We start from the raw sequence: 12,553 nt of genomic DNA on the forward strand, positions 1-12,553 counted from the left end.
TCCTCGTCGTCGGACCCGAGGGCGGCGTCTCCGACGCCGAGATCGACGCGCTCACCCACGCCGGGGCCCGCGCCGTCGTCCTGGGGCCCGAGGTGCTGCGCACCTCCAGCGCCGCCGCGGTCGCGCTGGGTGCACTCGGAGTTCTCACGCGGAGATGGGCCCGCGCTGGTACTACACTCGACCCGACCGCACCACCACCCAGGAAGTGATCCACGTAGGTACCCGAGAGAACGACGCAGTGACAGAGTCGGTCGAGCGAACGCACCGTGACGACCGGACAGGCCCCGGCGGCCCGCCCGCGCGCACGGCTGTTCAGCTCGACCCCGATCTGGCGATGGCGGTGCTGGGCGCCGCGGACGCCAACCTCCGGGCGCTCGAGGAGCTGCTCGACGCGGACCTCCACGTGCGCGGCGGCACCATGACCCTGTCGGGTGAGCCCGGCGCCGTCGACCAGGCCTCCCGCGTGGTCTCGGACCTGCTGCGGCAGGCCGGGAGGGGGGTCGAGATCACCCCGGCGTCGGTGCGGCGCTCGGTGGAGATCCTCGCCGATTCGGGTCCGTTGACCCCCGAGGAGGTGTTGGGCACCGACGTGCTGTCCCGTCGCGGGGGGATGATCCGCCCCAAGACGGTGGGGCAGAAGCGGTACGTCGACGCGATCGACGACCACACCGTGGTGTTCGGGCTCGGACCGGCGGGGACGGGCAAGACCTACCTCGCCATGGCCAAAGCGGTCGCCGCGCTGCGGGCCAAGGACGTCAGCCGCATCATCCTCACCCGCCCGGCGGTCGAGGCCGGTGAGCGGCTCGGCTATCTGCCCGGCACGCTGCACGAGAAGATCGACCCGTACCTCCGGCCGCTGTACGACTCGCTCCACGACATGATGGACCCCGAGGCGATCCCCAAGCTCATGGCCGCGGGGGTGATCGAGGTGGCACCGCTGGCCTACATGCGCGGGCGCACCCTCAACGACGCGTTCATCATCCTCGACGAGGCGCAGAACACCACCCCCGAGCAGATGAAGATGTTCCTCACGCGCCTCGGGTTCGGCTCGAAGATCGTGGTGACGGGGGACATCACCCAGATCGACCTCCCGGGCGGGCAGCGTTCCGGCCTCAAGGTGGTGCGCGACATCCTCAAGGGGGTCCCCGACATCCACTTCTCCGAGCTCACCTCCGCCGACGTCGTGCGGCACGCGCTGGTGGCCCGGATCGTCGACGCCTACGCCAAGCACGAGGAGCGCCTCGAACGGGGCGAGGACCCCACGACCGGACACAGGAACAGGGAGCACCGCCGCAGATGAGCATCGAGGTCGCCAACGAGTCGGGGGTGGAGGTCGACGAGGCAGAGCTCATCGACGTCGCCGCGTTCGTGATCGCCCGGATGGACGTGCACCCGGCCGCCGAACTGTCGGTCACGCTCGTGGACAAGGACACCATGGCCGATCTCCACGTGACGTGGATGAACCTCCCGGGTCCCACCGACGTCATGAGCTTCCCCATGGACGAGCTCTCCCCGGGCGGGCGCCCCGACCTGCCCGACCCCGGGCCGGCGATGCTCGGGGACATCGTGTTGTGTCCGGCGTTCGCCGCCGACCAGGCCGCCAGCTCCGGGCATCCGCTCGCGCACGAGCTCGCGCTGCTGACCGTGCACGGGTGCCTGCACCTGCTCGGGTACGACCACGCCGAGCCGGCCGAGGAGCGGGAGATGTTCGGCCTGCAGAACGAGCTGTTGGGCGAGTGGTACGACCACCGGGACGCCTCGCAGGACGACGCCCCGCGCGCGGACGCCTGACCCGTGGACCAGATCGTCCTCACCGCTGTCGCGGCTGCACTGCTCATCCTGCTCGCCGGCGTCTTCGCCGCCCTCGACGCGGCGCTGAGCACCGTGTCGGTGGCCCGGGTCGAGGAGATGGCCAAGGAGTCCCGCTACGGGGCCGCGAGGCTCTCCCGGATGCTGCTCACCCGTCCGCGCTACATCAATGTCACGGTGCTGCTGCATCTGTTGAGCCTGATCTCCGGCGTCGTGCTCCTCACCGTCGTGTCCGCCGAACTCATCGAGTCCACGGCCTGGGCGCTGGTCGGTGTGATCGCGGTGATGACCATCGCGGCGTATGTCGTGGCCGGCGTCGGCCCCCGCACGCTGGGACGCCAGCACGCGTACTCGCTCGCCCTGGGGGCCTCGACCCCGATGTGGGTGCTCGGAATGGTCCTGGGCCCCGTCGCCAGCCTTCTGGTGGGTGTCGGCAACGCCGTCACCCCGGGCCGGGGATTCCGCAACGGGCCGTTCGCCACCGAGATCGAACTGCTCGAGATCGTGGACATGGCCCGAGAGCGCGGCGTCGTGGCCGACGACGAATCGCGCATGATCCAGTCGGTGTTCGAGCTCGGGGACACCACCGCGCGCGAGGTCATGACCCCGCGGACGGAGATGGTGTGGATCGAATCGTCCAAGACGGTCGGTCAGGCCGCCCGGCTCGCCGTCAAGTCGGGGTACTCCCGGATCCCCGTGGTGGACGGTGACAACTCCGACGACGTGGTGGGGGTGATCTACCTCCGCGACATCGTGGCGCGACTCGACGACCCCGACGGCCGCGCGGCTCCGGTCTCGGAGGTGATGCGTCCCGCGGTGTTCGTTCCGGACGCCAAGAGGATCGATGACCTCCTGTCGGAGATGCAGCGGGACCACAACCACCTGGCGATCCTGGTCGACGAGTACGGCGGGACCGCCGGACTGGTGTCGATCGAGGACATCCTCGAGGAGATCGTCGGTGAGATCGTGGACGAGTACGACACCACCGAGGTGCCCCCCGTCGAGGAGTTGGAGGACGGTCGGTACCGGCTGTCGGCCCGGCTCGGTCTGGACGAGGTCGCCGAGCTGTTCGACGTGGAGTTCGCGGACGAGGTGACCGAGGAGGTCGAGACCATCGGGGGCCTGATGGCGCTCGAGCTCGGCCGCGTCCCCCTACCGGGAGCGCACGTGGTCTCCGTCGGCCTGGACCTGCGCGCCGAGGGCGGTCACGACCGTCGCGGCCGCGTCAGGGTGATCACCGTGGTGGCCGAGAAGCTCGACCCGGCCGCCGGTGACGACGCAGACGAGAACGACGACGAGGAGAACCGATGACCACCCCAGAGGGCTTCCGGAGCGGATTCGTCAGCTTCGTCGGTCGGCCGAACACCGGCAAGTCCACCCTCACCAACGCGTTGGTGGGCGAGAAGATCGCGATCACCTCCTCCCGCCCCCAGACCACGCGCCACGCGATCCGCGGGCTGGTCCACCGGCCCGACGCCCAGATCATCCTGGTGGACACACCGGGGCTGCACAGACCGCGCACCCTGTTGGGCGAGCGGCTGAACGCCCTGGTGGAGGACACCTACTCCGACGTCGACCTCATCGGGCTGTGCATCCCGGCGGGGGAGCGGATCGGCCCCGGGGACCGCTGGATCCTCGAGCAGGTACGCAAGCTCTGTCCCACGACCCCGATCCTGGGTCTGGTCACGAAGATCGACACCGTCTCCAAGCAGAAGGTCATGGAGCAGTTGGTCGCGGTATCCACGCTCCTCGGGCCGGAGGCCGAGGTCGTCCCGGTCTCCGCCGCGTCCGGTGAGCAGGTGGACGTGGTGGCGGACGTGATCGCCTCCCTGCTCCCCGAGGGACCGCGGTTCTACCCCGAGGACGTGATCACCGAGGAGTCCGACGAGACCAGGATGTCCGAGCTCATCCGCGAGGCCGCACTCGAGGGCGTCCGCGACGAACTGCCCCACTCGATCGCCGTGTCGATCGAGGAGGTGCTGCCTCGAGAGGGACGTGATGACATGGTGGACGTCCACGCGACCGTCTACGTCGAGCGGCAGAGCCAGAAGGCGATCGTCCTGGGCAAGGGTGGCTCGCGCATGCGTGAGGTGGGCACCCGGGCCAGGGCGGGGATCGAGGAGCTGCTCGGGACCAGGGTGTACCTGGACCTGCATGTCAAGGTCCTCAAGGAGTGGCAGCGCGACCCCAAGATGCTCGGGAGACTCGGCTTCTAGACCGCTGGCGCGATCGCTCCTAACCCACGGCCGAACGCACGATCCCCACGATCGTCTCCCGCGCGGCCCGGCCCTCGGGGGTGGGTTGCAGCGGGTGCACGTGCAGTAGGTCCTTCTCCTCGACATAGGTGACGTCGACGCCGGCGGCGCGAGCCCGCTCCACCCCGAGGCGCACGTCCGGCAGGACGATGTCGCGGGTGGCGGCGAAGACCGTCAGGGGACCCAGACCGGTGAAGTCCCCGCACAGCGGGCTCACCCGCGGGTCGTCCAGGGGCAGGTCGACCCGCCAGGCGTCGATGAACACCCGCAGACCCTCACGGGCGAGCCACGGGTCACGGGGCTGGACCCGGTCGATGTCCGGGTTGTCCATCGCCAGGTCGAGTGCGGGGGAGATCAGGATCGTCGCGGGAAGCGGGGGGACACCCCGATCCCGCAGCTCCATGACCGCGGACAGCGCGATCTGGCCCCCCGCGCTGTCACCGGCGAGACACACCGGGTCGTGTTCGGCGAGCTCGTCCCGCACCAGGTCGGCCACCCCGGACACCACGCTCGCCGCCGTTCCACGGTTCGATGCCGTCACCGGTCCGGCCAGGGGGTAGACCGGCACCAGGACGCGGGTGTGGGCCTCGGCGGCCATCTGGGCGCACAGTCGCCAGTGCGGCGCGACGATCTCCTTGGCCCAGCCTCCACCGTGGACGTAGACCACGGTGCCGCTCGCGGGTGCCTCGGCGGGTTCCAGTACGTAGACCGGCCACCCGTTCCGGTCGGCACGGGTGAGCCGGACATCGTCACGCAATCGCGGCGGGGCGTACGACGCCGGACGCACCGCGGCCTCGTCGAGGAAGTCACGGGCACGCTGTGGCTCGGCGAACAGGCGCTGCCGCCGGGTGGCGCGGATGAGCAGAGGGATGAGGTGGGAGGCGAGACTGGGCACAACGAGACACTAGCCCTCGCCGGGGGACCCGGTGCTCATCAGGGAGTGGGACAATGGTCGTCTACGCCCCGCAGGCGAGGAGGCCCGGATGCACCCGTTCACCGACACCGGTCTCGTCGTGCGCACCTACGACCTGGGTGAGGCGGACCGGATCGTCACACTCCTCACCCAGCACCACGGGTTGGTCAGGGCCGTCGCCCGCGCGGTGCGCCGCACCCGGTCGCGGATGGGCGCCAGCCTGGAGCCGTTCGCCGTGGTGGAGGTGCAGATCGCCCCGGGTCGGGGCCGCAGCGGACTGGGTTCCGTCAGGCAGGCGTCGAGCCGTGAGTCGCTGGCCCGCCCCCTCGTGGCGGACTATCCGGCGTACACCTCGGCCTGCGTCGTCCTGGAGACCGCGGAGCGGTTGGCGGGTGAGGAGGGCGCACCCACACCGAGACTGCTCGGCCTCGCCGTCGGGGCGCTGCGCTCCCTGGCCGAACACCGGCGGCCGCCGGGCCTGGTCGCCGACGCGTTCCTCCTTCGCGCCATGGCGGCGTCCGGCTGGGAGCCGGTCCTGGACCGCTGCGTGCTCTGCGGCGTGGTGGGGCCGCACAGGGCGTTCCACGTGGCATCCGGTGGAACCGTCTGCGTGCACTGCAGGCCGCAGGGGTGTGCCATGCTCTCCCCGGGTGTCGCCGAGCACCTGTCGGCACTGTTGGCCGGACGGTGGGAGGGCGTGGCGGTCTCGTCCTCGGCGGTCGTCCGCCAGGCCTCCGGGATCGCCGCCGATCATCTGCAGTGGCATCTCGAGCGGGACCTGCGCAGTCTGCCGCTGGTCGACCGCGACGGGATCGATCGTGGTGGAACGGACCGCTCTGTCCCCGGCCCGGGCGCTGCCGTGCCCCTGACCGCCGAACCCCCGCCTGCCGGACCCCTGTCCCCAGAACCTGTTGAGGAGCCTCGTGCCCGGACTACCCAGATTCCGTAAACGCACCGCGTCGAGGGACGGCGCCGCGCCGGTGACCGTCCGGCCGCCCACCCCGCACCCGTCGGGCGAGCGACCGCCCGCGATCCCGGCGGAGTTCGTGCCGCGCCACGTCGCGCTGGTGATGGATGGCAACGGACGCTGGGCCCAGGAGCGGGGCCTGCCCCGCACCGAGGGGCACAAGCAGGGAGAGGCGGTACTCATGGACGTGGTCCAGGGGTGCATCGAGATCGGCGTCCCGTACCTGTCCGCGTACGCGTTCTCCACGGAGAACTGGAAGCGCAGTCCGGAGGAGGTGCGCTTTCTCATGGGATTCAACAGGGACGTGCTGCGTCGCCGCCGGGACGAGATGCACGAGCTGGGAGTGCGGGTGCGCTGGGCCGGCCGCCGCCCCAAGCTGTGGAAGTCGGTCATCTCCGAGCTCGAGGAGGCCGAGGAACTCACGCGGGACAACACGGTGATGACCTTGGCGATGTGCGTCAACTACGGCGGGCGAGCGGAGATCGTGGACGCCGCAAGGGATTTCGCGCGTCGGGTCGCCGCCGGGGAGTTGGCGGCCGACGACCTGACGGAGGAGAACTTCGCCCGTTTCCTCGACGAGCCGGACATGCCGGACGTGGACCTCTTCCTGCGTCCGTCCGGTGAACTGCGGACGTCCAACTTCCTGCTGTGGCAGAGCGCCTACGCCGAGTTCGTCTTTCAACACACGCTGTTCCCCGACTTCGACCGACGCGATCTGTGGGCGGCGTGCCTGGAGTACGCCGAGCGGGACCGGCGGTTCGGCGGGGTGCCCGGAGCCTGACCCCGATTCCGGGAGGCGCGGGTCGCCAGGGGACCGCGAGGCCGATCCACCGGGGCGGCCCCGGGTCAGTCCACCGGACCCGGCGGCTCGTCCCGCCTGGAGCCGGCGCAGGCCGCGCAGAGGCCGAACAGCTCGACGGTGTGGGTCACCTCGGTGAATCCGTGAGCGCCACCGGCACGGTGCGCCCACGTCTCGACCCCGGGTTCCTCGACCTCCACCGTGAAGCCGCATTCCCGACACACCAGGTGGTGATGGTGGGAATCGGAGCACTTGCGGAAGATCAGCTCCCCGGAATCGGTGCGCAGCACGTCCACCGCGCCGGCGTCGGACATCGACTGCAGCGTCCGGTAGACGGTGGTCAGTCCGATCGCGTCACCGCGTTCGCGGAGCTCCGAGTGAAGGTCCTGCGCGGACCGGAACCCCTTGGACTCGTCGAGCAGCGCGGAGATGGCACTGCGTTGGCGGGTCGAGCGGACGCCGATCGGCTTCTGGGCCCCGTCCACTGCTCTACTCCTCCCCGGCGTGCCCGACGGCCGCCTCGACGATGTGCAGCAGGTGGTCGTCGAGCAACTCGTAGCGGATCTCCCGCCCCCGGCGGTGCGCGGAGACGACGTGGGACGACTTGAGCACCCGCAGGTGCTGGCTCACCAGCGGCTGCGCGACGTCAAGGGCGTCCACCAACTCGTGGACACACCTCGGCCCCTCGCGGAGCTGCAGCACGATCGCGATACGCAGCGGAGCCGACAGCGCACGGAGCAGATCGCCCGCGGCGGAGACCACGTGCTGAGGCGGGAGCGGAACGGGGGCCGCGCGGGAGCCGGGGTCGTGGATCTCCGCGGCAGGCCCGGCGTCTGCCGGGGACTCGGGTCCGGATGCCATTGGCGCAACCTTCCGGGCGCGGTGGGGACCGGCGCCGTGTCGGGTGGGGGGACCCCAGTATCCCAGACCGCCGGGGTGGACCGGATACCCTGGTGAGAAGTGCCGCGGGCGCCGGCCCGCGCCGAGGTCGTCCACCCGACGCCTCCGTCCACCGACTCACCAAAGGGAGAACCCCCGACGTGGCATCCTCAGCGTCCGTCATCGACTCAGTCGTCAACCTCTGCAAGCGCCGGGGACTGGTGTACCAGTGTGGTGAGATCTACGGCGGGACCCGTTCGGCATGGGATTACGGTCCGTTGGGCGTGGAGCTCAAGGACAACATCAAGAAGCAGTGGTGGCGGACCTTCGTCACCGGCCGCGAGGATGTGGTGGGTCTGGATTCGTCGATCATCCTTCCCCGCGCGGTGTGGGAGGCCTCCGGTCACGTCGAGACCTTCACCGACCCGCTGGTGGAGTCTCTGCACACCCACAAGCGCTATCGCGCCGACCACCTCATCGAGGCTTATGTCGCCAAGCACGGGCGCGAGCCGGCCAACGGGCTGGCCGACATCAACGATCCGGTCACGGGCCAGCCCGGGGCCTGGACCGAGCCGCAGCTGTTCTCCGGGTTGATGAAGACCTACCTCGGTCCGGTCGACGACAAGGAGGGCCTGCACTATCTGCGGCCCGAGACCGCCCAGGGCATCTTCATCAACTACAAGAACGTCATGACCACCGCACGGCGTAAGCCGCCGTTCGGTATCGGACAGATCGGCAAGGCGTTCCGCAACGAGATCACCCCGGGCAACTTCATCTTCCGGACCCGCGAGTTCGAGCAGATGGAGATCGAGTTCTTCACCAAGCCCGAGGAGGCCGACGAGTGGTTCAAGCGGTGGGTCGAGGACTGCTGGGACTGGTTCGTCGACCTGGGGATCGACCCGGAGAACATGCGGCGTTTCGACGTCCCGGACGACGAGCGCGCCCACTACTCGGCGGGCACCATCGACTTCGAGTACAAGTTCGGATTCTCCGGTAACCCGTGGGGCGAGCTGATGGGTGTGGCGAACCGCACGGATTACGACCTCACCCAGCACCAGACCCACTCGGGTGAGGACCTGCAGTACCGCGACCAGGCCTCCGGTGAGAAGTACGTGCCGTACGTCATCGAACCGAGCTTCGGCCTGACCCGGTCACTCATGGCGTTCCTCATCGACGCCTACACCGAGGACGAGGCGCCCAACTCCAAGGGCGGTGTCGACACGCGCACGGTCCTGAAGCTGGATCGTCGCCTGTCACCGTTCAAGGCGGCTGTCCTGCCACTGTCCCGTAACGCGGATCTCTCGCCGAAGGCCCGGGATCTGGCCGCACAGCTGCGCAAGAGCTGGAACGTGGACTTCGACGACGCGCAGGCGATCGGCCGACGCTACCGCCGCCACGACGAGATCGGCACCCCGTTCTGCATCACCGTGGACTTCGACACCCTCGAAGACCAGGCGGTGACCATCCGTGAGCGGGACACCATGGAGCAGGAGCGCGTGGCGATCGACCAGGTCGAGGGGTTCCTCGCGCAGCGGCTCATCGGCTGCTGACACCGGCGCTGGCACACTGGTCGGGTGAACAGATCCCGGTCCCCGATGAGAGCGGTGTCCAGGGCCATCGGGTGGCTCGTGGTCCTCGCGTTGTTGTTGTGTCTCGCCGTGCCCGGATTCATCGCGTTCCGGGTGTGGCAGGTCGCGCGCGAGGACGACCGCACGACGGCCGACGCGATCGTCGTCCTGGGCGCGGCCCAGTACGACGGCGTGCCCACCCCGGTGTTCCAGTCCCGGCTCGATCACGCCGCCAGCCTGTACGAGCAGGGCGTCGCCCCGCAGATCATCACCGTCGGCGGGAACCAGCCGGGGGACCGGTTCACCGAGGCCGGTGCGGGCCGCTCCTACCTGGCCACCCTGGGCGTGCCGCCCACGGCGATCCTGGCGGTCGAGACGGGCTCCAACACGGTCGGCAGCCTGGACGCCGTCGCGTTGACCGTGCGTGACCAGGGCGGTGGTTCCGTGGTGTTGGTGAGCGATCCCACGCATTCGTACCGGGCGCGGATGATGGCCAGGGACGCGGGCCTGGACGCGTGGACCTCGCCGACCCGACAGGGTCCCGCGGTCTGGACCCGGGAGAACCAGATCCTGAGCATCATCCGCGAGACCGGCGCGGTGCTCTGGTACCAGTACCACCGGATCGTCGGCACCGACGTGGATTTCCCCGGCTGAGTGGCGGACACAAGGAGGGGACGCGCATGACGCGGTACGCGTACACGGCCGCAGACGCCGAGCGCCGGGTGGGCGGGGGGCCCGCCCGGCCCCGGGAGACGGCGAGCGAGCGCAGCCCGTTCGAGAGGGATCGCGCACGGGTCCTGCACTCCGCGGCTCTCCGGCGGCTCGCGGACAAGACGCAGGTGGTCGGGCCCGGGGACGGGGACACACCACGGACCCGACTCACCCACTCGCTCGAGGTCGCGCAGATCGCCCGCAGTATCGCCGCCGGCCTCGGCTGCGACCCCGATCTCGCCGATCTGGCGGGGTTGAGTCACGACATCGGGCACCCGCCCTACGGCCACAACGGCGAGCGCGCTCTCGACGAGGTCGCGAAAGGGTTCGGGGGATACGAGGGCAACGCCCAGACGGTGCGGATCCTCACGCGGTTGGAGCCCAAGGTGGTCGACGCCGACGGGCGGGGCGTCGGCCTGGACCTCACCCGCGCCGCGCTGGACGCGGCCACCAAGTACCCGTGGCTGCCGCGAGAGGGCACGAGGAAGTTCGGCGCCTATCCCGACGACGCGGAGACTCTCGCCTGGATCCGCCGCGGCGCACCCGGGGACACCCGGTGTCTCGAAGCGCAGATCATGGACTTCTCCGACGACGTGGCCTACTCGGTCCACGACGTGGAGGATGCGATCGTGGCCGGCAGGCTGGACCTGAGGTCGTTGACCGATCCGTCGGAGGTCTCGGCGTTGGCCGAGTTGGGCGCGCGCGAGTTCCGGGGGCCCGACGCCGACCAGCTCCGCGAGGCGGCCACGCGTCTCGGTGCGCTCGAGGCGGTCCGCGCCGTCCAGCCGTTCGAGGAGACGTTCGCCGGTGCCGTCGCCCTCAAGGCGTTGACCAGCGAACTGGTCGGGCGGTTCGTCATGCCCGCGATCCACACCACTCGTCAGGTACACGGCGAGGTGCCGCACGGACGGTACAGCGCCGACCTCGAGGTGCCCCTGCATGTGGAGGCCGAGGTGGTGATGCTCAAGACCATGGCCGTGCGATACGTGATAAGTGACCCGGGGCACCGGGCCCGTCAGGACCGTCAACGGGACAGGATCCACCGGGTGGCCGAGTTCCTGGCCCACTCGGCTCCCGCCGGTCTCGACGCGGTCCTGCGTCCGTTGTGGGACCAGGCTCCGGATGATGCGGCGCGGATGCGCGTGATCGTGGACCAGGTGGCCCTCTACACAGAGAGCCGGCTCGAGCGGATCGACCGGGCGAGCGCGGGGATCCAGGCGGCCTGGGGCTGAGCAACCCGCCCGGCTCGCATGGCCCGAACGGCCGGCCCACGTCGAAGCCTCGTCTCGGACGTGCGCGTCAGCCCACAGCCCTGGTGAGGTCGCCGACCAGCTCCTCGATGCCGAGCCCGTAGATCGTCCCTCCGGGGGTGAAGCCGGTCCGCACCACCACCAGGTCGGCGGAGGGGACCACCACGGTGTACTGACCGTCGTGGCCCGCGGCCCAATAGGCGTCGGCGGGAATCCCGGGCAGGCGGAGCGGGGAGCCGTCACCGGCGTCGTTGACCCACCACTGCGCGCCGTAGGGTTCGGGCTCCCCGCCGGCCGGGACGACGGTCGTCGTGTAGTCCATCCATCCCGCGGGGAGCAGGCGGCGACCGTCGACCACGCCGTCATCCAGCGCGAACTGGCCGAAGCGCGCCCAGTCCCGCGGCGTGGCCCACAGATACGAACTGCACACCGACCGGCCGGAGGCGTCCGCCTCGAGCACGGCACTGGTCATCCCGAGTGGCCCGAACAGCAACTCGTCGGCCATCTCGGGCCCGAGGCCGGTGCGCTCGTGGAGCAGGTCGCACACGATGTTGGTGGTGCCCGAGGAGTACTGGCGGAACGTCCCGGGGTCGTGGGCGAGCGGCTGGGCGGCGGCGAAGGACGCCATGTCGGGCTCCGCGAAGAGCATCTCGGTGATGGGGGTGCCGAGGTCGTAGTCCTCGTCCCACTCCAGCCCGGAGGTCATGCGCAGCAGGTCGTCGAGCGAGATCTGCGCCCTCTCGTCGGTCCACTCGGAGCGCAGGCCGGTGCCCGCCGGGTCGAGGTCGGCGTCGGGGAACTCCTGCTGCGCCCGCCCGACCAGGGTGGCGGCCACGCTCTTGGCCATGGACCACCCGAGCTGCCGGGTGTCCGGTCCGAAGCCGTCCGCGTACCACTCGTCCAGGATCTCGCCGCGGTGGAGCGCCACGAGTGCGCGCGTGCCCTCGACGTCGGCGGCCCGGTCGAGCGCGGCACCGACCGCGGCCGGGACCTCGGTGGCCTGCGGTAGGTCGATGCCCTCCGGGCGGTCCTCCGCCGGTCGGACGAGAGAGCTGTACGCGGAACCCTCGGCGCGGCCATCGCCCACCGCGCAGCCGTACTCGGAGGCCCAGGCGTACTGGCGAAAGCCCACGCCCAGGACGGAGGAGTGCGCCCAGCCGTTGGAGTCGTCGATCTTGGTTCGCAGCAGCGGCACCAGCGGGTTGGGCGGTAGGTCGGACTCCGGGTCGTCACGATCGGTGAGGAAGTGGATCGCGCAGGCGTTGTGCGCGGCGTATCCGGTACCGGTCATCAGCATCGGCCGATACCAGGTGCCCGCCGCGACCACCGCCGCGATGAGCAGGACGAGAACCGCGACCAGCGCGATGAGGACCTTCCGCCCGCGACTCATGGAACTCAGAAC

Annotated in this window: 14 protein-coding genes; 10 read left to right on the plus strand and 4 right to left on the minus strand. The window is 70.3% G+C overall.

Going from position 1 to position 12,553, the window contains the following annotated elements:
• From IY392_RS02065 to era, 5 genes are all read left to right on the plus strand, one after another.
• Positions 1-209, plus strand: a 209-nt coding sequence (locus tag IY392_RS02065) for a 16S rRNA (uracil(1498)-N(3))-methyltransferase (protein WP_194860385.1), incomplete at its 5' end; no start/stop codon positions are given.
• Entirely contained in the window at positions 206-1,300 is a 1,095-nt protein-coding gene (locus IY392_RS02070) for a PhoH family protein (RefSeq protein ID WP_375292879.1), read from the plus strand. The genes IY392_RS02065 and IY392_RS02070, both read left to right, overlap by 4 nt.
• Entirely contained in the window at positions 1,297-1,791 is a 495-nt protein-coding gene (ybeY, locus tag IY392_RS02075) for an rRNA maturation RNase YbeY (RefSeq protein ID WP_107756116.1), read from the plus strand. Before IY392_RS02070 ends, ybeY begins: the two co-directional genes overlap by 4 nt.
• 3 nt (positions 1,792-1,794) lie before the next feature.
• Complete coding sequence (locus tag IY392_RS02080; protein WP_194860387.1) at positions 1,795-3,120, plus strand: hemolysin family protein; 1,326 nt, start codon at positions 1,795-1,797, stop codon at positions 3,118-3,120.
• Entirely contained in the window at positions 3,117-4,025 is a 909-nt protein-coding gene (gene era / locus IY392_RS02085) for a GTPase Era (protein WP_107756118.1), read from the plus strand. The genes IY392_RS02080 and era overlap by 4 nt, the downstream gene beginning before the upstream one ends.
• A gap of 19 nt (positions 4,026-4,044) precedes the next feature.
• On the opposite strand, the gene IY392_RS02090 is transcribed toward era, so the two are convergent.
• Positions 4,045-4,959, minus strand: coding sequence for an alpha/beta fold hydrolase (locus IY392_RS02090; protein ID WP_107756119.1), 915 nt, complete (start codon positions 4,957-4,959; stop codon positions 4,045-4,047).
• A gap of 88 nt (positions 4,960-5,047) precedes the next feature.
• Between IY392_RS02090 and recO the strand changes: the two genes are divergently transcribed.
• Both recO and IY392_RS02100 read left to right on the plus strand, forming a co-directional pair.
• Positions 5,048-5,926, plus strand: coding sequence for a DNA repair protein RecO (gene recO, locus IY392_RS02095; protein WP_194860388.1), 879 nt, complete (start codon positions 5,048-5,050; stop codon positions 5,924-5,926).
• 31 nt (positions 5,927-5,957) lie between these two features.
• Complete coding sequence (locus IY392_RS02100; RefSeq protein ID WP_107756121.1) at positions 5,958-6,725, plus strand: isoprenyl transferase; 768 nt, start codon at positions 5,958-5,960, stop codon at positions 6,723-6,725.
• A gap of 65 nt (positions 6,726-6,790) precedes the next feature.
• On the opposite strand, the gene IY392_RS02105 is transcribed toward IY392_RS02100, so the two are convergent.
• On the minus strand, positions 6,791-7,228 hold the full coding sequence (locus tag IY392_RS02105) for a Fur family transcriptional regulator (protein WP_107756122.1): 438 nt from the start codon (positions 7,226-7,228) through the stop codon (positions 6,791-6,793).
• Between the two features lie 4 nt (positions 7,229-7,232).
• On the minus strand, positions 7,233-7,604 hold the full coding sequence (locus IY392_RS02110) for a helix-turn-helix transcriptional regulator (RefSeq protein ID WP_176475081.1): 372 nt from the start codon (positions 7,602-7,604) through the stop codon (positions 7,233-7,235).
• 179 nt (positions 7,605-7,783) lie between these two features.
• Here IY392_RS02110 and IY392_RS02115 point away from each other — a divergent pair, with 179 nt between their 5' ends.
• The 3 genes from IY392_RS02115 to IY392_RS02125 are packed head-to-tail and all read left to right on the plus strand — an operon-like array spanning position 7,784 to position 11,133.
• Positions 7,784-9,172, plus strand: a complete 1,389-nt coding sequence (locus IY392_RS02115; RefSeq protein WP_107756123.1) for a glycine--tRNA ligase — start codon at positions 7,784-7,786, stop codon at positions 9,170-9,172.
• Between the two features lie 45 nt (positions 9,173-9,217).
• Positions 9,218-9,844 carry a YdcF family protein gene (locus tag IY392_RS02120; RefSeq protein ID WP_194305295.1) on the plus strand — a complete coding sequence of 209 codons (627 nt, stop codon included), beginning with the start codon at positions 9,218-9,220 and terminating at the stop codon, positions 9,842-9,844.
• A 26-nt stretch (positions 9,845-9,870) separates the two neighbouring features.
• Positions 9,871-11,133, plus strand: coding sequence for a deoxyguanosinetriphosphate triphosphohydrolase (locus IY392_RS02125; protein ID WP_107756125.1), 1,263 nt, complete (start codon positions 9,871-9,873; stop codon positions 11,131-11,133).
• A gap of 67 nt (positions 11,134-11,200) precedes the next feature.
• On the opposite strand, the gene IY392_RS02130 is transcribed toward IY392_RS02125, so the two are convergent.
• The coding region (locus IY392_RS02130; protein WP_228548911.1) for a serine hydrolase at positions 11,201-12,553 on the minus strand (1,353 nt) is incomplete at its 5' end.

Source organism: Dietzia sp. SYD-A1 (assembly GCF_015356725.1).
Lineage (GTDB): Bacteria > Actinomycetota > Actinomycetes > Mycobacteriales > Mycobacteriaceae > Dietzia.

Excerpts from the sequence above, each read along its gene's own strand:
- IY392_RS02125 (WP_107756125.1), top strand. The coding sequence starts at position 9,871 with ATGACGCGGTACGCGTACACGGCCGCAGACGCCGAGCGCCGGGTGGGC.
- recO (WP_194860388.1), top strand. The coding sequence starts at position 5,048 with ATGCACCCGTTCACCGACACCGGTCTCGTCGTGCGCACCTACGACCTG.
- IY392_RS02120 (WP_194305295.1), top strand. The coding sequence starts at position 9,218 with ATGAGAGCGGTGTCCAGGGCCATCGGGTGGCTCGTGGTCCTCGCGTTG.
- era (WP_107756118.1), top strand. The coding sequence starts at position 3,117 with ATGACCACCCCAGAGGGCTTCCGGAGCGGATTCGTCAGCTTCGTCGGT.
- IY392_RS02110 (WP_176475081.1), bottom strand. The coding sequence starts at position 7,604 with ATGGCATCCGGACCCGAGTCCCCGGCAGACGCCGGGCCTGCCGCGGAG.
- ybeY (WP_107756116.1), top strand. The coding sequence starts at position 1,297 with ATGAGCATCGAGGTCGCCAACGAGTCGGGGGTGGAGGTCGACGAGGCA.